The organism is Paraburkholderia sediminicola, assembly GCF_046026895.1.
Classification (GTDB): domain Bacteria; phylum Pseudomonadota; class Gammaproteobacteria; order Burkholderiales; family Burkholderiaceae; genus Paraburkholderia; species Paraburkholderia sediminicola_C.
In genome coordinates this window covers 1-23179 of the sequence record NZ_JAQQEU010000035.1, presented here as the reverse complement: position 1 = coordinate 23179, position 23179 = coordinate 1, and the positions used below count along the sequence as shown (strand labels likewise).

The 23179-nt window shown below is 65.5% G+C and carries 21 protein-coding genes; 9 read left to right on the top strand and 12 right to left on the bottom strand.

Features of this window, described 5'->3' with window-relative positions; translation table 11 throughout:
• Positions 1–5: 5 nt before the first annotated feature.
• From PQR02_RS23195 to PQR02_RS23185, 3 genes are all read right to left on the bottom strand, one after another.
• Positions 6–1538: a DegQ family serine endoprotease gene (locus PQR02_RS23195; RefSeq protein WP_408236385.1), complete on the bottom strand. Its 1533-nt coding sequence runs from the start codon at positions 1536–1538 to the stop codon at positions 6–8.
• 159 nt (positions 1539–1697) lie between these two features.
• Positions 1698–2999, bottom strand: coding sequence for an ATP-binding protein (locus tag PQR02_RS23190; RefSeq protein ID WP_408236383.1), 1302 nt, complete (start codon positions 2997–2999; stop codon positions 1698–1700).
• A gap of 4 nt (positions 3000–3003) precedes the next feature.
• The gene (locus tag PQR02_RS23185) at positions 3004–3666 is read right to left on the bottom strand and encodes a response regulator (RefSeq protein WP_408236380.1); all 663 of its coding nucleotides are present in this window, start codon (positions 3664–3666) and stop codon (positions 3004–3006) included.
• A 313-nt stretch (positions 3667–3979) separates the two neighbouring features.
• Between PQR02_RS23185 and dacB the strand changes: the two genes are divergently transcribed.
• The 3 genes from dacB to PQR02_RS23170 all read left to right on the top strand — a co-directional run bounded on the left by dacB (position 3980) and on the right by PQR02_RS23170 (position 8209).
• The gene (gene dacB / locus PQR02_RS23180) at positions 3980–5692 is read left to right on the top strand and encodes a D-alanyl-D-alanine carboxypeptidase/D-alanyl-D-alanine endopeptidase (protein ID WP_408236377.1); all 1713 of its coding nucleotides are present in this window, start codon (positions 3980–3982) and stop codon (positions 5690–5692) included.
• Between the two features lie 191 nt (positions 5693–5883).
• Complete coding sequence (locus tag PQR02_RS23175; protein WP_408236374.1) at positions 5884–6861, top strand: sterol desaturase family protein; 978 nt, start codon at positions 5884–5886, stop codon at positions 6859–6861.
• Between the two features lie 94 nt (positions 6862–6955).
• The gene (locus PQR02_RS23170) at positions 6956–8209 is read left to right on the top strand and encodes an SGNH/GDSL hydrolase family protein (protein WP_408236371.1); all 1254 of its coding nucleotides are present in this window, start codon (positions 6956–6958) and stop codon (positions 8207–8209) included.
• 56 nt (positions 8210–8265) lie between these two features.
• Here the strand turns inward: PQR02_RS23170 and PQR02_RS23165 are convergent, their stop codons facing one another.
• From PQR02_RS23165 to PQR02_RS23125, 9 genes are all read right to left on the bottom strand, one after another.
• On the bottom strand, positions 8266–9315 hold the full coding sequence (locus PQR02_RS23165) for an L-threonylcarbamoyladenylate synthase (RefSeq protein ID WP_408236368.1): 1050 nt from the start codon (positions 9313–9315) through the stop codon (positions 8266–8268).
• Positions 9316–9325: 10 nt separating this feature from the next.
• The gene (locus PQR02_RS23160; protein ID WP_408236365.1) at positions 9326–10522 is read right to left on the bottom strand and encodes a 5-(carboxyamino)imidazole ribonucleotide synthase; all 1197 of its coding nucleotides are present in this window, start codon (positions 10520–10522) and stop codon (positions 9326–9328) included.
• Positions 10523–10626: 104 nt separating this feature from the next.
• Complete coding sequence (purE, locus tag PQR02_RS23155; protein ID WP_408236362.1) at positions 10627–11145, bottom strand: 5-(carboxyamino)imidazole ribonucleotide mutase; 519 nt, start codon at positions 11143–11145, stop codon at positions 10627–10629.
• A 37-nt stretch (positions 11146–11182) separates the two neighbouring features.
• Positions 11183–12073 carry a phosphoribosylaminoimidazolesuccinocarboxamide synthase gene (locus tag PQR02_RS23150; RefSeq protein ID WP_149671939.1) on the bottom strand — a complete coding sequence of 297 codons (891 nt, stop codon included), beginning with the start codon at positions 12071–12073 and terminating at the stop codon, positions 11183–11185.
• Positions 12074–12203: 130 nt separating this feature from the next.
• Entirely contained in the window at positions 12204–13268 is a 1065-nt protein-coding gene (gene fba / locus PQR02_RS23145) for a class II fructose-bisphosphate aldolase (protein ID WP_149671940.1), read from the bottom strand.
• Between the two features lie 283 nt (positions 13269–13551).
• A complete protein-coding gene (pyk, locus tag PQR02_RS23140; RefSeq protein WP_408236357.1) occupies positions 13552–14988 on the bottom strand; it encodes a pyruvate kinase in 1437 nt (478 codons plus the stop codon).
• 427 nt (positions 14989–15415) lie between these two features.
• Positions 15416–16609 carry a phosphoglycerate kinase gene (locus PQR02_RS23135; RefSeq protein ID WP_408236552.1) on the bottom strand — a complete coding sequence of 398 codons (1194 nt, stop codon included), beginning with the start codon at positions 16607–16609 and terminating at the stop codon, positions 15416–15418.
• A 274-nt stretch (positions 16610–16883) separates the two neighbouring features.
• Positions 16884–17207 (bottom strand): AzlD domain-containing protein, encoded by a 324-nt coding sequence (locus PQR02_RS23130; protein ID WP_408236354.1) that lies wholly within the window; start codon positions 17205–17207, stop codon positions 16884–16886.
• Positions 17204–17950 carry an AzlC family ABC transporter permease gene (locus tag PQR02_RS23125; RefSeq protein ID WP_408236351.1) on the bottom strand — a complete coding sequence of 249 codons (747 nt, stop codon included), beginning with the start codon at positions 17948–17950 and terminating at the stop codon, positions 17204–17206. The genes PQR02_RS23130 and PQR02_RS23125 overlap by 4 nt, the downstream gene beginning before the upstream one ends.
• Before the next feature lie 223 nt (positions 17951–18173).
• On the opposite strand from PQR02_RS23125, the gene PQR02_RS23120 reads away from it, so the two are divergent.
• From PQR02_RS23120 to PQR02_RS23095, 6 genes are all read left to right on the top strand, one after another.
• Complete coding sequence (locus PQR02_RS23120; protein WP_408236348.1) at positions 18174–19097, top strand: branched-chain amino acid transaminase; 924 nt, start codon at positions 18174–18176, stop codon at positions 19095–19097.
• 103 nt (positions 19098–19200) lie between these two features.
• The gene (locus PQR02_RS23115; RefSeq protein WP_175149166.1) at positions 19201–19395 is read left to right on the top strand and encodes a zinc-finger domain-containing protein; all 195 of its coding nucleotides are present in this window, start codon (positions 19201–19203) and stop codon (positions 19393–19395) included.
• 428 nt (positions 19396–19823) lie between these two features.
• Positions 19824–20849, top strand: a complete 1026-nt coding sequence (gene waaF, locus PQR02_RS23110; RefSeq protein ID WP_408236344.1) for a lipopolysaccharide heptosyltransferase II — start codon at positions 19824–19826, stop codon at positions 20847–20849.
• A 167-nt stretch (positions 20850–21016) separates the two neighbouring features.
• Positions 21017–21463, top strand: a complete 447-nt coding sequence (locus PQR02_RS23105) for a nuclear transport factor 2 family protein (protein ID WP_408236341.1) — start codon at positions 21017–21019, stop codon at positions 21461–21463.
• A gap of 57 nt (positions 21464–21520) precedes the next feature.
• Positions 21521–22615 carry a YheT family hydrolase gene (locus PQR02_RS23100; RefSeq protein ID WP_408236338.1) on the top strand — a complete coding sequence of 365 codons (1095 nt, stop codon included), beginning with the start codon at positions 21521–21523 and terminating at the stop codon, positions 22613–22615.
• Positions 22608–23179 (top strand): DUF2946 family protein (locus PQR02_RS23095; RefSeq protein WP_408236335.1); only part of this gene is annotated, 572 nt, incomplete at its 3' end. The genes PQR02_RS23100 and PQR02_RS23095, both read left to right, overlap by 8 nt.

The window sequence follows — 23179 nt, the reverse complement described above, 5'->3', positions numbered from 1 at the left end:
AGCTATCAGCCGAGATCGACCGGCACGAAGATTTGTGCGTTGTCGCGCTGAATCAGCAACGCGATGCTGTTGCCCGCGCCAGCAACCATCTGCTTCAGTTGATCGACGCTCGTGACCGGCCGGCCGTTGACCGCGAGGATCACGTCGCCCGCTTGGATGCCGGCGCTTTCCGCCGCGCCTCCCGATTGCTGCACCAGCAGACCATGCGACACGGACGCGCCACTCTTCTCTTCCGGGGTCAGCGGCCGCACCGCGACGCCGAGACGGCCTTGCAGCTGGGTCGGCTGATCGGCCTTGTTCGCCGCGACCTTGGCGTCCGACAACGAGCCGATGGTGACCTTCAGTTCCTTGGCGGCCTTGTCGCGCCACACCTGCACGGTGGCCGACGTGCCCGGTGCGATACCCGCGATCTGCGCAGGCAGATCCGCCGAGTCGTTGACCGGCTCGCCGTTCACCGACAGGATCACGTCGCCGGGCTGCAGACCCGCCTTGGAGGCCGGACCGCTCGGATCGACCGAGCTGACCAGCGCGCCTTGCGGCTTCTGCATGCCGAACGAGTTAGCCAACGTCTGATTCATACCCTGCACCGCGACACCCAGACGACCGCGGCTCACATGGCCGGTCTTGACGATGTCGTCTTTGACCTTGATCGCCTCATTGATTGGAATCGCGAACGACAGGCCCTGGAAGCCGCCGGTTTGCGAATAGATCATCGAGTTGATGCCGATCACTTCGCCTTGCAGATTGAAGAGCGGGCCGCCCGAATTGCCAGGGTTCACTGGCACGTCGGTCTGGATGAACGGGGTGTAGTTTTCGTTGGGCAGCGAGCGCGACTTCGCGCTGATGATGCCCGAGGTCACGGTGTTGTCGAAGCCGTACGGCGAACCGATTGCGACCACCCACTGCCCGACCTTGCTTTGACGCGGATCGCCGATCTTCACGGTCGGCAGGTTGCTCGCGTCGATTTTCAGCACGGCGACGTCGGACTGCTTGTCGGCACCGACCACCTTCGCCTTGAATTCACGCTTGTCGGTGAGCTTCACGGTGACGACATTCGCGCCGTCAACCACGTGCGCATTGGTCAGGATGTAGCCGTCATTGCTGACGATGAATCCCGAGCCCAGGCTCGCGCTCGGCTGATCCGGGGCATCGCCGCCGTCGCCGCCGCCTTGCATGCCCGGCATGCCGCCGAAGAAATGCTTGTAGAACTGATAGAACGGATCGCTCGGATCGATCGGCAACTGACCGCCGCCGAAGTTGCCGCCATTGCCGCCGTTGGCACTGTTACCCCGCAGCGCAGCCTGCTTGACCACATGCTTCGCGCTGATATTGACGACGGCCGGGCCGTAGGTTTCGACCAGACCCGAGAAATCGGGGATGCCGGTTTTGGCGGCGGCTTCGGCGGGCATCAGCGCGGCTTGCGCCTGCGAGATCACCTGCGGTGCGGGCACGTCGCGATGGCCCGCCACATAGCCGGCGGAAAGCGCAACGGCGACAGCCGCTGCAACAGCGCTGCGGGACAAGGTTTTCGCGTTCATGGTGAACTCCTGACTGGAGAAAGAGACTTGGTTTGGATGTCGGGCAGCGTACGTGCCATCGCTTAAAAGAGTCTTAAGCAGCGCCAGATCGCTAACGCCCTATTCCTGAGGCGTGTTCAGGCCTCGTTCAAATCTCCTTGCGAACGGAAAGGCTGATAGTCAGAAGCGCACCGCGACCTGCAAACCGCCCGTCGGCGACTCGTCGAGCGACACGCTCGCGTGGTGTTGCATCACGATGCGGCGCACGATCGCGAGCCCCAACCCGCTGCCCGCCACGTCGGTGCGCGCGCGATTTGCGCTGGCGCCGGCGCGGTAGAAGCGGTCGAACACGCGATCGCGCTCGGCCGGGTCGATCCCTGGTCCGCTGTCGGCGATCCGCACCACCGGATGCCCTTCTTCGACACGCAGGCTGACGTCGACCCGGCCCCCGCGCGGCGTGTATTTCGTAGCATTGTCGACGAGATTGTTGAGCATCACGCGCAGCGCGTCGGCATCGCCGATCACGGTCGCCGCCTCGCTCGCCTCGACACCGAGATCGACGCCGCGGTCCACCGCGAGCGGCGCATAGGCCGCCACGCACTCGTGCAGCAAAGCGCACAGATCGACGGCGTCGGTGACGGCGACGCCGTCCGGTTCGGAACGCGCGAGCGCCAGCAATTGCTCGGCGAGGCGCGTGGCACGCGTGACGCCCGCTTGCAGATCCGCCAGCGCTTCGTTGCGCGCGGTTTCGTCTTTCGCGCGCCCCACCAGTTGCGCCTGAATCTGCACCGCGGCGAGCGGCGTGCGCAATTCGTGCGCGGCATCGGCGACAAACGCTTTCTGAATATCGAGCGCGGTGGCGAGCCGCTCGAGCAGGCCGTTCAACGCGCGCACGAGCGGCTGCACTTCAAGCGGCAGACGCTGATCCGGCAATGGGTCGAGCGCTTCGGGATGACGCGTGTCGAGCGCGCTGGTCACGCGCCGCAACGGCCTCAGCCCGCGTCCGACGATCACCCACACCGCCACGCCCAACAACGGCAGCAGCACGATCAACGGCCACAAGGTGCGCAGCGCGACGTTCGCGGCGAGCCGGTTGCGCACGGACAGCGGCTGCGCCAGTTGCACGACGTTGTCGCCGACGATCGCGCCATACACGCGCCAGTCGCCACGCTCCGTGTGTTCGGTCGAGAAGCCGAGTTCGGCGCGCGGCGCGAGCGGCGCACGCGGACGCGAGTAGTACATCAGCACACCGTTGCGATTCCAGATCTGCAGCACGATGCCTTCGTCGCCGGTGTCGCGCGAACCGAGCACCTGCGAAAACGGCTCGGCCGGCAGCGCCGCGGCGATCTGCTCCAATTGGTAATCGAACAGTTCGTTGGCTTCCGCAAGCGCCTGCCGGTAGATCAGCCAACCCGCAATGCCGACGCCGAGCAGCACCAGCGCCAGCAGCCAGACCAGCAGTTGACGGCGAATCGAACGCATCGACTCAGGCGTCCTTCGCGATCATGTAGCCCAGACCGCGCACATTGCGGATCAGGTCCGCGCCGAGCTTCTTGCGCAGCGCGTGAATGTAGACCTCGACGGTATTGCTGCCGATCTCCTCACCCCAGCCGTACATTTTCTCTTCGAGCTGGCTCTTCGACAGCACCGCGCCGGGCCGCGCGATCAGCGCTTCGAGCAGAGCGAATTCACGCGCCGACAACGCGACCGGCGCGCCGTCGAGGGTGACCTGATGCGACGCGGGGTCGAGCGTCAGCGTGCCGTGGCGGATCGTCGAATCGCTGCGGCCGGATTGCCGCCGGATCAGTGCGCGCATGCGCGCGCCGAGTTCGTCGAGATCGAAAGGTTTGACAAGGTAATCGTCAGCGCCGGCGTCGAGGCCTTTGACGCGCTCGGCCACCGCGTCGCGCGCGGTGACGATCAGCACCGGCAACGCGTGGCCGCGCGCACGCAGCGTGCGCAGCACGTCCAGACCGTCGCGCTTGGGCAGGCCGAGATCGAGCAGCACCAGATCGTAAGGTTGCCCTGCCACCGCATTGAGCGCCGCTTCGCCGTCTTCCACCCAGTCGACCGCGAAGCCTTCGCCGCGCAGCGCCTTGCGCACGCCTTCGGCGATCATCCGGTCATCTTCGACTAGCAAGATGCGCATGTTATACGTTCCGAAACGATTGATTGATGCCGCATTCTAGCGCCCGACCCGGCGTGCGCGGCGTGTGGCGCTTTTTTCACCGCAGCCTGGCGGCATGTCACTACAATGTGCGCTTTGCGTCGCGCGGCGCTGAGTCGCCCCGTGCACGCCGCCCATGCATGCGGATATGCGTCGACTGGCCGAAGCGTTTGCGAGACGGGTCGATGCCGCTTGCGCCACACGCAGTCGATCAGTTTGACGCGACGCCCATGCATGGATGCCACCCGAATTGCCGCGTGCCCTACGCCCTGAAATTTTGCCTTTTCGCCCGTTCATGACGCACGCTTTCCTGTCCTTTGTCGCACGCAGCGTGGCGCTGCGGCCGCGCCGTTCCGCTGTTTCTGTTTCTGCTGCCGCTGCCGCTGCCGCTGCCGAGGCCAATACTGCGTCAGCCGCTTCCTCCTCTGCCGTTCGCGTGCGTCGCCCGCTCGCCCCCCACGCGGCGGCATGGCTCGTCGTCTGCGCCGCGCTCGGTGCGGGCGCGGTGCTGCCGCTTGCCGCTCACGCGCGCATCAAGGCGATGCATCCGAGCGTCAACGTCACCACGGTGCTGCCGCAATCGGTGATGGTCGGCTTGCAGCGCGCGCACGTGCCGTTGTCGTCGATCAGCGTGGTGGTGGAAAAAGTCGGCGACCGCACGCCGCTCCTCGCGCTGAACGCCGGCAAGCCGATGATGCCCGCGTCGACGATGAAGCTCGTCACCACCTACGCCGGTCTGTCGATCCTCGGCCCCGACTATCGCTGGCGCACGAGTGCCTATGCGGACGGCTCGCTCGACGGCAACGGCGTGCTGCACGGCAATCTGTACATTCAAGGCACCGGCGATCCGAAGCTCGTGCCGGAAGAATTGATCGACCTCGTGCAGAAGATCCACAAGGCGGGCATCAACGGGATCGACGGAGCACTGGTGCTCGACAAGCGCTACTTCGATCCGTCGACGCGCGACCTGCCGCCGTTCGACGACGACGCCACCGCGCCGTACAACGTCGGCCCCGATCCGCTGCTGTACGCATTCAAGGCGCTATCGTTCACGGTGACGCCGTCGCCCGACGGCAAGGTCGCGATCGACGTACTGCCGCCGCTCGCGCAACTGCAGATCGACAATCAGATGCGCGCGGTCAACGGTCCGTGCCGCGGCGACTCGGCCTCGGTGTCGCCCACTGTCACGCCGCAGCCCAACGGCACCGTCGTGGCCTCCTTCACCGGCGACTACTCGCTGCGCTGCGACGCGCGCACGGTCAACGTCGCGGTGCTCGATCACTCGGCGTTTTTCGCGGGCGGCTTCCTCGCGCTGTGGCAGCAAACCGGCGGCACCTTCCAGGGCGCGACCCGCGAAGGCGCGGTGCCGGCCGGCGCCAAACTGGTCGCCACGCATCAGGGGCCGGTGCTGTCCGACATCGTTCGCGACATCAACAAGTTCAGCAACAACACGATGGCGCGCAACCTGTTCCTGACGATCGGCGCCACCGAAGAAAGGCCGCCCGCGACGGCCGCCAAATCGGCGCGCGCGATCGAGGAGTTTCTGCGCCGCGACAGCGTCGACATGCAATACCTGACGCTCGAGAACGGCTCGGGCCTGTCGCGCGACGAGCACGTCACCGCGCTCGCACTCGCCGATCTGCTGCAACGGGCCAACGCGAGCCCGGTCGCGCAGGTGTTCGTCGAATCGCTGCCGATCGCGGGCGTCGACGGCACGATGCGCAACCGCCTCGCCAACCAGGGCGCGGGCGGCAACGCGCATATCAAGACCGGCACCTTGCGCGACGTGCGCGCGATCGCAGGCTATGTCGCATCGGCGGACGGCAACAGCTACGTGGTCGTCAGCCTGATCAACGATCCGCATTCGGAGGCCGCGCGCGCCGCGCACGACGCGTTGCTCGAATGGGTGTATCAAGGACCATCCCAAGGCTTCACGAAGATCGCCGACCCCATCGAAGAACCGCGCGTCAGGCCCAGGAAAAACCCGCACAAACGGGGGGCCCACTGAGTATTCCTTCTAGCGAAGCCGCGCGCGGCAAGGCCCTAAACGTGTAGGCTGTCGGGCAGTGTTTGATGCGCGCGCACAGCGCCATGCGTGTCGCACAAGCCGCGCGCCGAGACGACGCCGGCTCACTCGAACGATAACGACACCGCCCGCGGCGAACCACGCAGCGGACAGGGACCACGGAGGAAGACACCATGCAATTCGATGCTGAATTGCTGCTGCTCGCCATGGCGCCAGTCTTTCTCGCATGTATCGGCTGGGAGGCGTGGCACCTGCGGCGCACGCGACCGGGCGAGCCGATCTATAGCTGGCGCGACACGTTCTGCAACGCCGCGCTCGCGCTGATGCAACAAGCCGCCGACAAGCTCGCGTGGCTCCCGATCATTCCCATCTACGCGTTTTTCTACCAGCACTACCGCATCTATACGTGGCCGGCGAACTGGGTGTCGTTCGTCGTGCTGTTCGTCGCGCAGGACCTGCTCTACTACGTGTTTCATCGTTGCAGCCATCGCGTGCGCTGGTTGTGGGCCGCGCATGTCGTGCATCACTCGTCGGAGCGCATGAATTTCTCGACCGCGTTCCGCCAGAGCCTCATGTATCCGATTGCCGGCATGTGGCTGTTCTGGATTCCGCTCGCCGTGCTCGGCTTTGCGCCGAAGCAGATCGTCGCGATCGTGCTGATCAATCTCGGCTTCCAGTTCTTTGTGCACACCCAGGCAATCGGCAAGCTCGGCCGGGTCGCATGCGTGTTCAATACGCCGTCGATTCATCGCGTGCATCACGCGCGCAACGACCGTTACATCGGCCGCAACTACGCGGGCGTGCTGGTGATCTGGGACCGCCTGTTCGGCAGCTACGTCGACGAGGATCCGCGCGACGCGCCGGTGTACGGCATCGTCGAACCGCTGCATACGTACAACCCGCTGAAGGCGACGTTTCACGAATGGGCGTCGATGGGCGCCGACTTCGCGAGCGTGCGCGGCTGGCGCGACAAGTGGCGCGCATTGTTCGCGCCGCCCGCGTGGGCCGCCGACTATCATGCGCGTCGCGCCGCAGGCTCGGTCGTTGCTGATGCACAGTCACGCGAACAGCCGATGAGAGAACAGGAGACCGGGCAATCGACTGTGAACGCAAACCATACGGCCGCGTTTCGAACGCCGCGCAGGCCGTAGAAGATTCTGTAAGCTGTCGCCACGCTGCCGACGCGGCGGGCGCTGCCTGCAACACATGGCACAAGGACCACATAAACGAGGAGATGTAGTCAACATGAAGCAAACAACATCGAAGAACCGTCAATTCATTCGCGTCACGCAGATTGCGCTGGCTAGCGCTGCGTTCGCCCTGCTCGCGGCTTGCGGCGGCGGCAGCAGCGATGACAACAACAATACGAGTAGTACGCCCGTGGGTGGCGTCAAGTTGCAGGTGGTGTCGTTCGGCGACAGCCTGTCGGATGTCGGCACGTATGCGCCGGTGATTCAGGCGAGCTTCGGTGGCGGCCGCTTCACGACCAACCCGGGTGAGGTGTGGACGCAGAAGGTTGCCGAGTACTACGGCGGCACGTTGACCGCGGCGTACCTCGGCGGCTTCGGCAAGCCGCTGGTCGCAGCAGGCGGCTTCGGTTATGCGCAGGGCGGCTCGGACGTCGTCAACCCTCAAGGTAAAGGCTGGGCGCCGAATAGTATGGCGGCTACGACGGTGCCGGTCGTGACGCAGGTGGCGAACTACCTGAGCGCACACACGAGCTTCAACTCGAACCAGCTCGTGCTGGTGAACGGTGGCGCGAACGACATCTTCCAGTTCGCGGAGGCCAGCGGCAATCTTGCGGCGCTCGGCGCCGCGCTACAGACACAATACCCGCAGCTCGTGCGGGCCGGCACACTGCCAAACTCGCAGGCAGGCCAGGTCGCGTTCATCGCCGGCTACCTGCAGAAACTGGCCAACCCCCAGATCGCGCAGGCCGCCACCCAGCTCGCCGCACAAGTCCAGACCATCGTCAACTCGGGTGCGACTCACGTGGTGGTGTCGACGGTGCCTGACATCGGCAGCACGCCGCAAGGCGTCGCAGCCAACTTGCAATCGCCTGGCGCGGCTGCACTGCTGACGGGAATCAGCGCGGCATATAACTATCTGCTCGTCCAGAACCTGACGGCCCTCGGCCTGGTGGGTACGGGCAAGGTGATCGTGGCCGATGCGTTCACGTGGCTGGATCAGCAGTTGCCGAACTACCAGGCGCTCGGCTTCAAGGTGTCCAACACCGACACAGCGTGTGACCTGACGTCGATGCAGAACAACGCAACCGCTTACGCCAGGGCCAATCCGAGCGCGACGAACGGGCTGACCCCGGAGCAGTACGGCGCCCAGTTCGGCATGTCGCTGTTCTGCTCGCCGCAGACGTACACGGTGGCTGGCGCAGACCAGACCTACATGTTCGCGGACATGGTCCATCCGAGCACGCACTTGCACGCCTTGTTCGCGCAATTCGTCGAACAGCAGATCGCGGCGACTGGGTTGGGGAAGTAAGTTGACGATGGCCGCATAGCGGCGACAGGATGGGCGCGGTGCTAACCAGGCCGCGCCTATCCTTGTGCTTCGAACGCAGCCGCAGCCCGACCGAGCCGGTCATTCACCGCGATCCATTCAATCGTCTCGGGCAGCTTCTCGATCAAGATTCGCGAGACATTCGCGCGATCCAGCGCACGAAGCAAGCCGTACAACTCGCGCGCGTACACGTGCGGATCTTCAGGCGCGGCGATGAAATACACGCCTTCCATCTCGGCCCAATGCCCGGCACGCGAAGCCCTCGCGACCAAGGCCACCCGCTCGCCCACTTCGCGCGCGGCGAGCAAGGGCTCGAGCGCACCGAACGGCAACAACGCCAACGGCGTGCGCGGCGCGTAGTGCGCCTTCAGTGTCCCGGAAGCCCGCGGCGCAGTCGCATCGGATCCGTCCGGCAAACGCGGCGCTTCGCCGAGCACCTCGGCAATGTCTTGCGGTGTCACGCGGCCGGGCCGCAATAGCGCCGGGAAACCGCGCGACAGATCCACGATGGTCGATTCGATCCCGACATCCGACGCGCCGCCGTCCAGCACATGAATCGCACTGCCGAATTCGTCGCGCACATGTTGCGCCGTGGTCGGACTCACATGTCCGAAGCGATTCGCCGACGGCGCAGCCACGCCGCCATGACCACCGCGCAATGCGCTGAACGCTTCGAGCAAGGCCTGCGCGACCGGATGCGACGGACAGCGCAATCCCACCGAATCCTGGCCGCCGCTGACCGCAGCCGGAATCCGCGCGGCGCGCTTCAGGATCAGCGTGAGCGGGCCTGGCCAGAACGCGTCGATCAGGCGCTGTGCGTCCGCCGGCAAGTGCTCGACCCAGTAGTTCGGATCGCCTTGCGGCGCCAGGTGCACGATGACCGGATGGTTGGCCGGCCTGCCCTTCGTGGCGTAGATGCGCGCAACCGCGTCCGGACTCTCGGCGTCGCCGCCGAGGCCATACACCGTCTCCGTGGGAAACGCGACCAGACCGCCCGCGTCGAGCAATGCCGCCGCGTGCTCGATCTGCGCGGCGCTCACAGGTAATGCGCTAGCGGCGCCTTCAGCGGGGTTCTGTCGATCCGGCATGGCGCTCGCGTCAGCTCGTGATGATATGCAGGAGCCGCGCGCAATCTCGCCCGGCCGTGCGGGCTTCCTCGAGCGTAGCCGCCGTGAAGTTCACGTGCCCCATCTTGCGGCCGCAGCGCGCCTCTTCCTTGCCGTACAAATGCAGCCGCGCCGCCGGCATCGCGGCGACTTCGTGCCACGGCGGCGTGACCGCCGCGCGCTTCGGACCGTCGGGGAACCACACGTCGCCGAGAATGTTCAGCATCACCGCCGGCGAATGCTGACGCGGGTCGCCGAGCGGCATGCCGGTCATCGCGCGCACCTGCTGTTCGAACTGGCTGGTCGCGCAGGCGTCGACGGTGTAGTGGCCGGAGTTGTGCGGGCGCGGCGCCATTTCGTTGGCCACCAGCGAACCGTCTTCAAGAATGAAGAACTCGACGCACAGCACGCCGACATAGCCGAGCTTGTCCGCGATCTGCAGCGCGGCCTGCTGCGCCTGCTGAACGAGCGTCGGGCTCGCGTCCGGCGCCGGCACGATGGTGTGCGACAGCACGCCGTCGCGGTGCGTATTCTGCGCGAGCGGATAGACCGCCGACCCGCCGCTCGACGCGCGCACGATCAGCGCCGACACTTCGAACTTCAGCGGCAAACGCTTTTCCAGCACGCACGGCACGCCGCCGAGCGAAGCATGCGCCTCGCGCACTTCCTCGGCGTTACGCACGCGGATCTGGCCTTTGCCGTCGTAACCCATGCGGGCGGTCTTGAGGATGCCCGGCAGCACGGCTTCGAGTTTGGCGTCGTCGAGCGCGGCCAGCGCGTCCGACGACTCGATCACCACGTGCGGCGCCACCGCCACGCCCGACGACGCGATAAAACGCTTCTCGGCGATGCGGTCCTGGGCCACCGCGACGCAACGGCCCGCCGGACTCACGAACGTGGTCTTCGCGAGAAAGTCGAGGCTCGCGGCCGGGACGTTTTCGAATTCCGTCGACACCGCCGCGCACAGCCGCGCGAGTTCGGTCAACGACGCTTCGTCGTCGTATGCCGCGCGCAGATGGCGGTCGGCGACGGCGCCCGCCGGACTGCTTTCGTCCGGATCGAGCACGGCGACGCGATAGCCCATCGCCTGGGCGGCAAAGCAGAACATGCGGCCGAGCTGGCCGCCTCCGACCATGCCAAGCCATGCGCCGGGCAGAATCGGTGAAACCGGTGTGTTGTCTGGGTTCATCTCAGTGGTCGGTCGCGGCCGGGTGCGCCAGCAGTCGTGCGACTACGGGCACCCGGCCGGGGGTCGGACAGGGGGACGTCTTAAAGCAATCAGCCCGCGCGCTATTACAGCGCCGGCAATACCATTGCGTGAGCCGCTTCGTTCTGGCGCACGCGGAACGCAGCCAGCTTTTCCGCATACTCGGGACTTGTGCCGCTCAACAGCGACACCGCGAACAGCGCCGCATTCGCCGCGCCCGCTTCGCCGATCGCAAACGTCGCGACCGGCACACCCTTGGGCATCTGCACGATCGAATGCAACGAATCGACACCCTTCAGATACTTGCTCGCCACCGGCACGCCGAGCACCGGCACCGTGGTCTTGGCGGCCAGCATGCCCGGCAGATGCGCCGCGCCGCCCGCACCCGCGATGATCGCGCGAATGCCGCGCTCGCGCGCACTCTCAGCATAGGCGAACATTTCGTCGGGCATGCGATGCGCGGACACGACTTTCGCTTCATACGGCACGCCGAATTCCTGCAAAATCGCCACGGCGTTCTTCATGATTTCCCAGTCGGAACTGGAGCCCATCAGCACGCCGACAACCGGCGCGCCATGCGTATGGGCGGTCTGAGCTTCACTCATCTTTACGGCTTCCTTGTTTCCCGAACGGCGCTTCTGGTCAGGCGAGCTTGTGCCCGGTCAGGCGTTCGAGCGCTTCCTGATACTTTTCGCCCGTCTTCGTGACCACGTCGTCCGGCAGCTTCGGCGCCGGCGGTTCCTTCTTCCAGTCCTGGGTTTCGAGCCAGTCGCGCACGAACTGCTTGTCGAACGACGGCGGGTTGGTGCCGACCTGATACTGATCCGCCGGCCAGAAGCGCGACGAATCCGCGGTCAGCGCCTCGTCCATCAGGTACAGCTTGCCGTGATTGTCCAGGCCGAATTCGAACTTCGTGTCCGCGATGATGATGCCGCGCGTCGCCGCGTAATCAGCGGCTTCCTTGTACAGCTTGATCGAGATGTCGCGGATCGTGGCCGACAGTTCGGTGCCGATGCGGCGTTCCATCTCGTCGTAGGTGATGTTTTCGTCGTGGTGGCCCATTTCGGCCTTGGCCGCCGGCGTGAAGATCGGCTCCGGCAGCTTCTGCGCGTTTTGCAGACCCGCCGGCAATTGCACGCCGCACACGGAGCCGGTTGCCTGGTAGTCTTTCCAGCCGCTGCCGGCCAGATAGCCGCGCACCACCGCTTCGACGAGGATCGGTTCGAGGCGCTTGACGACCACCGCGCGGCCCTTGACCTGCTCGACTTCGTCGGCCGCGACCACGGACTCGGGCGCGACGCCCGTCAGGTGGTTCGGCACCACATGCTTCAGTTTCTCGAACCAGAAGTTCGCCATCTCGTTGAGCACGCGACCCTTGTTCGGAATCGGCTCGCCCATGATGACGTCGAACGCCGACAGACGGTCGGTCGTGACGATCAGCAACTGGTCGTTGCCCACCGCATAGTTGTCGCGGACTTTACCGCGGCCGAGCAGCGGCAGCGAGCGGAGCGTGGATTCGTAAAGGGTAGACATCGTCGTGGTTCGCTAAAAGTGAGGCAAAAAGTGTGACCGGAACAAAAGGGAAACGCCGTTCCCCGGATGATGCGGGAACGGCGATCTAACGACAACCTGGCCAAACGGCCAGGTGCAGAGCAGTTATAGCTTAACGGACGACTTGCGCAAGCTCGCCCGATTTGTACTTCTCCGCGATTTTATCAAGCGAAACCGGCTTGATCTTGCCGGCCTGGCCTTCGCAGCCGAATTGCGTGTAACGGTCGATACAGATCTTCATCGCCGCTTCGCGCGCCGGCTTCAGATAATCGCGCGGATCGAACTTGCCCGGATTGGTCGCCATGTAGCGGCGGATCGCGCCGGTGATCGCCAGACGCAGGTCGGTGTCGATGTTGACCTTGCGCACGCCGTTGCGGATGCCTTCCTGGATTTCCTCGACCGGCACGCCGTAGGTTTCCTTCATGTCGCCGCCGAATTCGCGGATTTCGGCGAGCAGTTCCTGCGGCACCGACGACGAGCCGTGCATCACCAGGTGCGTGTTCGGAATACGCTGGTGGATTTCCTTAATGCGCTGGATCGACAGGATGTCGCCGGTGGGCTTCTTGCTGAACTTGTACGCGCCGTGCGAGGTGCCGATCGCGATCGCCAATGCGTCGCACTGGGTCAGCTTGACGAAGTCGGCGGCCTGCTCCGGATCGGTCAGCAGTTGCTCGCGGGTCATCGTGCCTTCCGCGCCGTGGCCGTCTTCCTTGTCGCCCTTCATGGTTTCCAGCGAGCCGAGCACGCCCAGTTCCGCTTCAACCGTGACGCCGATCGAATGCGCGGCTTCGACGACCTTGCGCGACACGTCGACGTTGTACTCGTACGACGCGACGGTCTTGCCGTCGGCTTCGAGCGAGCCGTCCATCATCACGCTGGTGAAGCCGCTGCGGATTGCCGCCATGCAGACCGCCGGCGACTGCCCATGGTCCTGGTGCATCACGACCGGGATATGCGGATACGACTCGACCGCTGCTTCGATCAGGTGGCGCAGGAACGGCTCGCCCGCGTACTTACGCGCGCCGGCGGAAGCCTGCATGATGACCGGGGCATTGACCTTGTCGGCCGCCGCCATGATCGCTTGCACCTGCTCCAGGTTGTTCACGTTGAATGCCGGAAGGCCGTAGCCGTTTTCAGCGGCATGGTCCAGCAGTTGACGCATTGATACGAGAGGCATGCTGTAACTCCTTAGATTGAAACGAATTCGTGTGCCGTCGGCATCTTCTTTGGGCGATTTTATCGCGAAGCAAGCCGCATACCCTCTCGCACGGTCCCTAAAACGCCGAGCGGGTCCTGTCCGCTCCGGACGCGATTGAAGACGGTGCGCCGCCTCTCGCGGGGCATGCCGGCCTGCGTGGCTCAATCCAGCCTGTGCCGATCGTGCGGTCTCGTAGCGCGAGTCGACGGGAGTTAGCGCTTTAGCGCTTACCCCCATCCCATGCAAGACGATTGCGACCCGATCAGTACGGTTCACCCACCCGTACGATTTTTAACGTATTGGTGCCGCCTGCCTGCCCCATCGGCTCACCGACGGTCAGCACCACCATGTCGCCGCGCGACGCATAACCCTTGCTGACCACCGTCTCCAACGCCTGCTGCAACGCCGTGTCACGGTCGGTGTTGGTGTCCAGATGCAGCGACGTCACGTTGCGGTACAGCGCCATCGCCCGTTCGCTGCCGACCCGCGGCGTGAGCGCGAAGATCGGCACGTGGGTCCAGTGGCGCGACATCCACAGCGCGGTCGAGCCGGATTCGGTCAACGCCACGATCGCCTTCGCGCCCAGGTGATAGGCCGTGAAGAGCGCGCCCATCGCGATCGACTGGTCGATCCGCGTGAACGTGCGGTCGAGGAAATCGCGGTCCAGCTCCGACTGCTCCGACTTCTCGGCTTCGAGACAGATCGCCGCCATCGTCTCGATGGTCTGCACCGGGTACTTGCCCGCCGCCGATTCCGCCGACAGCATGACCGCGTCCGTGCCGTCGAGCACCGCGTTGGCGACGTCCGAGACTTCGGCGCGGGTCGGCACCGGCGCGTAGATCATCGACTCCATCATCTGGGTCGCGGTAATCACGAACTTGTTCGATTCGCGCGCCATACGAATCATCCGCTTTTGCAGCGCGGGAACTGCGGCATTCCCCACTTCCACGGCCAAGTCGCCGCGCGCGACCATGATGCCGTCCGACGAGTCGAGAATGCCTTGCAGCGCCGGAATCGCTTCCGCGCGCTCGATCTTGGCGATCATCTTCGGCTTGATGCCGAACGGCGCGCCGGCGATGTTCGCCAGCTGGCGGGCCATTTCCATGTCGGTGGCGTTCTTCGGAAACGACACTGCGACATAATCGACGCCGAGCGACATCGCCGTGCGGATGTCCTCCATGTCTTTCGCGGTGAGCGCGGGCGCGGTCAGGCCGCCGCCCTGGCGGTTGATGCCCTTGTTGTTCGACAGCTCGCCGCCGATCTTCACGATCGTGTGGATTTCGTTGCCGATCACACGCTGCACGTTCAGCACGATCAGGCCGTCGTTGAGCAACAGCACGTCGCCCGGCTTCAGGTCGCGCGGCAGGTCCTTGTAGTCGAGACCGGCGCGCTGCTCGTTGCCGAGTTCGCAGTCGGCGTCGAGGACGAACGGCTCGCCGGCAACCAGCATGACCTTGCCGTTCTCAAATTTGCCGACGCGGATCTTCGGGCCCTGCAGGTCCGCCATGATGGCGACTTCGCGGCCGGCCTGGCGGGCCGCCTCGCGCACGAATTCGGCGCGCTGGCGGTGGTCGTCGGCGGTGCCGTGCGAGAAATTGAGCCGCACCACATCCAACCCCGCCTGAATCATTTGCAGCAGGATTTCCGGCGTGTTGGAAGCCGGTCCGATGGTAGCGACAATCTTGGTGGCGCGATGCATGAGTCTCCTCGTCTGGATAGGATCGCTGGAAAGAGCGCTGCGAGTCGGATGCGGAGGCTGCGCACCGAAAGATGCTGCCAGGGGCTGCGCGCCGGTTGAAACCAGCGTCGCTTTATGAGGTGATGCGGTGTTCGAGGCCAGCACGGGCGGTGCCGGCCGGGGGACGGTCTCTTCGTCCAGGAGTTCTGCCTGCGACGGCGCGGCCTGAGCGGCCGGTGCGGCGGACAGGTCCGCCGGTTCGTCGACAGTAACAGTGGTCAACTCCGCGAGCGCGAGAGGCGCCTCGGATTCTTCTCGTTCGACGGACGCCGCCGGATTGGCGGCAGAGCGTGCTGCGCGCTCTCCTGCCGTCACTGCTGCGGTACTGCGCGGCGACTTGCCGCCGCGCGCCTTTGCAGACTTTGCCGTGGGAGAGCGCGTCGCCACGTTAAGCCCGCGATTCCAGGACTTCGACCGCCGGCAGCTTCTTGCCTTCGAGGAACTCGAGGAAGGCGCCGCCGCCCGTGGAGATGTAGCTGACCTTGTCGTGGATGCCGTACTTGGCGATGGCCGCGAGCGTGTCGCCGCCGCCTGCGATCGAGAACGCCGAGGACCTGGCGATTGCGTCCGCCAGCGTCTTCGTGCCATTGCCGAACTGGTCGAATTCGAACACGCCGACCGGGCCGTTCCACACGATCGTGCCGGCCTTCTCCAACTGCGCGGCGAGCGCCTTGGCGGTGTCCGGTCCGATGTCGAGGATCATGTCGTCGTCTTGCACGTCCGCGACGGCCTTCACTTCGGCCTTGGCGGTGGGCGAAAACTCCTTGGCCGTGACCACGTCGGTCGGGATCGGCACCGATGCGCCGCGGGCTTTGGCCGCGTCGATGATGGCCTTGGCCTGGTCGACCAGATCGGCTTCGGCGAGCGATTTGCCGATCTTCAGGCCGGCGGCCAGCATGAACGTGTTGGCGATGCCGCCGCCGACGATCAGCTGATCGACCTTCTCGGCGAGCGACTTCAGGATGGTCAGCTTGGTCGACACCTTCGAGCCGGCGACGATCGCCACCAGCGGCCGCTTCGGCGCGCCCAGCGCTTGGCCGAGCGCTTCGAGCTCGGCCGCCAGCAGCGGACCCGCGCAGGCGACCGGCGCATATTTGGCGATGCCGTGGGTGGTGGCTTCGGCGCGGTGCGCGGTGCCGAACGCGTCGTTCACGTAGATGTCGCAGAGCTTCGCCATCTTCTGCGCGAGCTCGTCGGAATCTTTCTTTTCGCCCTTGTTCACGCGGCAGTTTTCGAGCAGCACGACCGACCCCGGCGCGACGTTCACGCCGTTTTCAACCCAGTTCGCGACCAGCGGCACGTCGCGGCCGAGCAGTTCGGCCAGACGCTTCGCGACCGGCGCGAGCGAGTCTTCCGGCTTGAAGTCGCCCTCGGTGGGGCGGCCCAGGTGCGACGTGACCATCACGGCGGCGCCTGCGTCGAGCGACGCCTTGATGGCCGGTACCGAGGCGCGGATGCGGGTGTCTTCGGTGATGTTGCCTTGATCGTCCTGCGGCACGTTCAGATCGGCGCGGATGAACACGCGTTTGCCGGACAGCTTGCCTTCGGCGATCAGATCGGAGAGACGCAATACCTTGTTCATGGGCGTGTGTGTGCGAGTTGATGAGAAGGCGGTAGCGGACGGCGCGTGGGCTTCATGTGCGGCAATTTCCTGCGCTTCGGCACGACAGCGGCTCCAGTCCAGGTGCGCGGGCGCCGCCAGCGAGGCCGCGGCTCTCGCGCCCAGCAGCGGCGCGCTCCACCCGGAAACGGCCATTTTAACTGATCCACACTGCCTGCTGACCCACAGTTGAGCCAATGTCCCGTATTTGCGATGCGCCACTCATGACGCAATGCAGCATCGGTTGCTGACCCTATCACACGAAGAGGCGCAACAACGTGAATACGACCATTCCCGTGACGATCGTACCGAGCATGGTGCGGCGCCACATAAACCATCCGAGACCGGACAGCGTCGCGTAGAACTCGTGGTTGGTCGGCGCGAACGACAGCCCTTCCGGCGTGGCCAGCACGTCGGGCAGCACCACGGCGGCGAGCGCCGCGGCCGGCGCATAGCGCAGCATCCGCTGCACGCGCTCCGGCAACATCGTGCGCTCCCCGCCGATCAGAAACATCGCGCGGGTCAGCGCGGTGACGAAGGTCATGCCGAAAATGGCTAGCCAGATCTGCGTGGATGTCATCGGGAGTCTCCGGCGCTGTTGCGGATGCGGCGCAGATCGGCGCGCTCGACCATCAGGTCGGCGGCGCTGCCCGCGAGGATCGCCGCGATCACGGCGAGCGGCAACGCGAGCCGGTAAGGCAGGTCGAAAGCGAGCAGCGACACGACCCCGGCGATGCTGACCGCCACCAGCGTGGAGCGCGTCGCGATCGCCGAGACCATGATGGGCAGCAACGCCAGCGTGCCGGCCAGCGCGAGTCCCCAGTTGTCGGGAATCAGGCTCGCGAGCAGGATGCCGGCAATCGACGACACCTGCCACGACAGCCAGCTCGACACCGCCATGCCCCAGTAGTACGGCTCCTTGCCCGGCACATAGCCGGTCGGGAAGCTCTTCTTCTGGAACAGCAGATAGATCACGTCGCCGTTGAAGTAGCCGAGCACGATGCGCCGCCACATCGACAGATAGGAGAAATGCGGCGCCAGCCCGACGCTGAAGATCACGAATCGCGTGTTGACCATGGCCGCCGTGAGCAGCACGGTCCAGATCGGCAGCTTGGCGGCGAGCAGCGGCAGCACCGCCAGCTGCGACGAGCCGGCGTAGCACAGCAGCGACATGGTGAGCGCCTGTGGCAGCGTGAGCACGGATTTGCTCATCGCGATACCGGTGACGAGGCCCCACGAGACAATCGCCATCAGCGTGGGCGAGTAGTCGCGCGCGCCCTCACGGAAGGCGCGGCGGTTGGTATCTGACAGACGAGCGAGCATGAGGCGAAACGGGCCGGCGCCAATGCGCCGCAACGAAGGGAAGTCAGCGCCAGGTCGTCAGGCACCCGCTGGCGCAACCGGATTTGAATTAGGCGTGTGCCGGATTATAGCGTCGGGAATGCGGCCAAATGCCCGTTCCGTGTGCAAAAGACGCTAAAATATCGCTCTTGGCTGCGCCTGACGCGCGTAGTCGCACCTCATAACGCACCTGCTGGAGAATCGTATGTCAATGGCCGACCGTGACGGCAAGATCTGGATGGATGGCAAGCTCATCGAGTGGCGCGATGCCAAGATCCATGTGCTCACCCACACGCTGCATTACGGCATGGGCGTTTTCGAAGGCGTGCGCGCCTACAAGACGGCCGGCGGCGGCACCGCGATTTTCCGTCTGCAGGAGCACACCAAGCGTCTGCTGAACTCGGCCAAGATCTTCCAGATGGACGTGCCGTTCGACCACGAAACGCTCGCCGCCGCGCAGCGCGAAGTGGTCCGCGAAAACAAGCTCGATTCCTGCTACCTGCGCCCGATCATCTGGGTCGGTTCGGAAAAGCTCGGCGTGTCGGCCAAGGGCAACACGATCCACGTCGCCATCGCCGCCTGGCCGTGGGGCGCTTACCTCGGTGAAGACGGCATCGCCAAGGGCATCCGCGTGAAGACCTCGTCGTTCACGCGCCATCACGTGAACGTGTCGATGGTCCGCGCGAAGGCGTCGGGCTGGTACGTGAACTCGATCCTCGCCAACCAGGAAGCGATCGCCGACGGCTACGACGAGGCGCTGCTGCTCGACGTCGACGGCTATGTGTCGGAAGGCTCGGGCGAGAACTTCTTCCTCGTCAACAACGGCAAGCTGTACACGCCGGACCTGTCGTCGTGCCTCGACGGCATTACGCGCGACACGGTCATCACGCTGGCGCGCGACATGGGCATCCCCGTGATCGAAAAGCGCATCACCCGCGACGAGGTGTACACCTGCGACGAAGCGTTCTTCACCGGCACCGCCGCCGAAGTCACGCCGATCCGCGAACTCGACAACCGCACGATCGGCGCAGGCGCACGCGGCCCGGTCACCGAGAAGCTGCAGTCGGCGTTCTTCGACGTGGTGAACGGCAAGAGTGACAAGTACGCGCACTGGCTGACCAAGATCTAATGCGCGCTGCGCCGGCAAGCTGACCCCAGCCGAACCTTTGGCTCTTGCCGGTCCGGGCTTGACCGGCGCAACGCCCGCACCCTGCATACAACGAGAAAGTCCCATGAGCGAAATCAAGGAAATGCCGCTGGTCGAACTGTCGGCAAAAGACCTGCCGGCGTACTGCCCGAACCCGGCCATGCCGCGCTGGAGCGCGCATCCGCGCGTCTTTATCGATGTCACGCACGGCGAGGCGCGTTGCCCGTATTGCAGCACGCGCTACAAACTCCGCGAGGGCGAAGTCGTCAAGGGGCATTGAACACGGCGCAGTGAGCGTTGGTTGCTTGCGGCGCTGTGTGTGGGTGTCGTGCGGGAGTTGTTGGCGTTGGGTTAACGGGCGTTTTATGCGCGCTGCGCCGTGTCGCCGGGTTCGAGAGGCGGCGCGGTGCCGCACTGTCAACCGCTTCGCTGCCCGCTCTGCATTGCTGTGCTGACTGACTGGCTGATGATTTCGCTCGCCGCTTCGTGGTCTGGCGAGCCTGGCCCGGCTGCACGGTACGCACGCACAACATCGTCAACACGCACGCAAGCGCAAACACGCCGCAGCAGGGCCGCCACCGCCACCGCGACCCTTCCGGCCACGCCGCAAGCGCGCCGCACGGTTGGCGGCTTTTCCACTTTCACCAATCCGAATGCCACGCGCATTGCGCGCGCGGCATCTCATTTCGACACCGGACACTGAATCTGATGCGTCGCGCGTTGGTTATCGCACCGAACTGGATCGGTGACGCATTGATGGCGCAGCCGCTGTTTGCGCGCCTCGTGAAATTGCATCCGCGCATCGTCATCGACGCGGTCGCGCCCTCGTGGGTCGCGCCCGTGCTCGAACGCATGCCCGAAATCCGCGATGTCTACGCCACCGACCTCGCGCACGGCAAGCTGCAAATGCTGCGTCGCTGGCAGCTGGCGAGCGATCTGCGCGACGTCGGCTACGACGCGGCGTATGTGCTGCCGAACTCGCTCAAATCGGCGCTGATTCCGTGGATGGCCGGCATACCGCTGCGCATCGGCTATACCGGCGAAAGCCGCTACGGCCTGCTGAACGTGCGTCACGCGAATCCGCGCAAGGACGAGCGCCCGCCGATGGTCCGCCAGTACGCCGCCCTCGCCTACGCGCCCGGCGCCAAGCTCCCCGACGACCTGCCGATGCCGCGCCTCGACGCGGATCTGAACGAAGCGTCGCGCGTGTCGGCGCGCTTCAATCTGGATACGCGGGTGCCGCTGCTCGTGTTCTGCCCGGGCGCCGAATACGGCCCCGCCAAGCGCTGGCCGCCGGAGCACTTCGCGGCGCTCGCGCAGATGGTCGGCCAGTCGTTCCCGTACACGCAGATCGTCGCGCTCGGTTCGCCGAAAGACGCGCCGCTTGCGCAGGCAATCGCCGAGAAAGCGCCGAACGTGCGCAATCTGTGCGGCCAGACCGCGCTGGGCGAAGCTTGCGCGCTGATCTCGCGGGCCAACGCGGTCGTCACCAACGACTCCGGCCTGATGCACGTGGCCGCCGCGCTGCGCCGGCCGCTGGTGGCCCTGTACGGTTCGACCGATCCGCGCCACACGCCGCCCTTGTCGGAGCTTGCGAAGGTACAATGGCTCCATCTCGAATGCAGCCCCTGTTTTGAGCGCGAGTGTCCGCTCGGTCATCTGAACTGCCTGAAGCAGTTGAGCGCCGAGCAGGTCTTCAGCGATTTGCGCGGCATGTTGCTGACGCAACGCTGACCCGGCCGACGCTTGTACGCAACACCGCACGCCCCTGAGCGCGTCGCGTCACGTTCGCGCCTTGCGGCGCGGGCATTCTGGCGCTCGGGTGCGACGGTCCGGTGCTCCGGACCGCCCGCTGACCGCTGTCGCGCAACCGCGCGCCGCGCACAAGAGACTGACGAGCCATGCCACGTTTTGCCCATATCTTCGAAGCCGCCGCCGATACCCTGAACGCCTACTATCAGGCCGTCGCCGAGGTCAACATCGACAGCTTGATGGGCCTGTGGATCGATGAAGAGTTCGTCAGCTGCATCTGCGCCGACGGCTCGCACCTGCACGGCCTCGACAGCATTCGCACCGGCTTGCAGATCCAGCTCGAAGCCGCGCCCGTTTCGATCGAGCCGCTCGACATCCGCGTGTACGACAGTCTCGGCACCGTGGTCTACGCGATTGCCGAAGCGCATCGTCCGGCCGACCCGACCGCCACGCCCGCGATGGTCTTCACCACTTACGTAATGGTCCACGAACGCGGCGAGTGGCGCATCGCGCACATTCACGCGAGCCCGATGCCGAACGAGACCGCCAGCCAGTTCGCCACCAAGATGCGGCATGGCCAGGGCTCGCTGCACTGACGCGCGGCTCGAGCTCAGAGTGAGGTTCGCGCTTTACTTATTCGCTCCAACGCCGGCATGAGTTCGACGCACGATAAACCCGCTTACTCCGGCACGGCCCGCTCCACGGTCGCGGCCGCCGCCGAGGCCACCGTCGAGCTGCTCTACCGCGCCCCGCTCTGGTTGCCGAACCGGCACGCGCAAACCATCGTGCCGTCGCTGTTCGCGCGCCGTCCGGCGGTGTCGTTGCGGCGCGAGCGCTGGGACACGCCGGACGGCGACTTCATCGATCTCGACTGGGTCGTGCATGACGGCCAGTCCTCAACGTCGTCGCTCGCGCCAGGCGCCGCGGCCAGGATTCCGGCCGCCGATGCCCCGCTCTTCGTGCTGTTTCACGGGCTCGAAGGCAGCTCGGCATCGCACTATGCGGTCAGCTTGATGGCGGCCGCGCGCGACTATGGCTGGCACGGCGTCGTGCCGCACTTTCGCAGTTGCAGCGGCACGTTGAATCGCTTGCCGCGCTTTTATCACCTCGCCGACAGCAACGAAGTCGATTGGGTGCTGCGCCGCTTGCGCGCCGCGCATCGTGGGCCGGTCGTCGCGGCGGGCGTGTCGCTCGGCGGCAATGTGCTGCTGCGCTGGCTCGGCGAGCGGCGCGACGAAGCGGCGTCGGTGGTCGCGGCGGCGGCCGCGATTTCGACGCCGATCGACGTGCATGCTGGCGGCCGCGCGTTGTCGCAGGGCTTCGGCCTCGTCTACACGCGCAGTTTCCTGAAGACGCTCAAGCAGAAAGCCGGGCAGAAGCTGGTCCAGTTCCCCGGCCTGTTCGACCGCGACGCGATGCTGGCGAGCCGCACGATGTACGAGTTCGACAACGTGGTGACCGCGCCGCTGCACGGCTTTCGCAATACCGACGAGTATTGGAGCACCGCGACCACGCGCCCGCTCCTGCCGCACATTCAGGTGCCGACGCTGGTCCTGAACGCGCGCAACGACCCGTTCCTTCCGGCCGGGGCGTTGCCGTCGCGGCACGAAGTGTCGGCGGCGGTGGAACTCGACCAACCGAGGCACGGCGGCCACGCCGGCTTCATGACCGGGCCGTTTCCGGGCCGCATCGACTGGCTGTCGCGGCGCGTGTTCGGCTACCTGGAGCAACACGTCGATCATGGATGACATCGTCAGGCAGGCTCTGGCCAAGTGGCCGAACGTTCCGAGTTGCACCGGCTGGCTGATGCTGGACCGGCGCGGCAACTGGCGCATGCGCGACGAAGCCGCCCAGGCGAGCGGTGCGCCGGGCGAGCCGATCCGGCATGAGGCGCTGCTCGGGTTCATCAACCGCAACTACGACGCCGACGAACGCGGCCAGTGGTTTTTCCAGAACGGCCCGCAGCGGGTGTATGTCGAACTGGGTTATACCCCGTGGGTGGTGCGGCTGTCGGCCGGAGCCGATGGGGCGCTCGCGCTGCAGGATCAGGCCGGCGGCGCTTTCGAGCCCGCTGCTGTCTTTGTCGATGAAGAAGGCGGGATTCTGTTCGCCGACAACTCGGCGTGTACAAGAGTCGCGGTTCTGCACGATCACGATCTGCAGGTCTTCTCCGATCATGCGACGCTCGCCGACGATTCGATGAGCGGCGACTTCCACTGGAACAACCACCGAGTGTTGCCGCTGCAACCGATGCGGCGCGCCGACGTCGCCGCACGTTTCGGTTTCGTCCCGAGTCCGGCCGCGAACGTCTA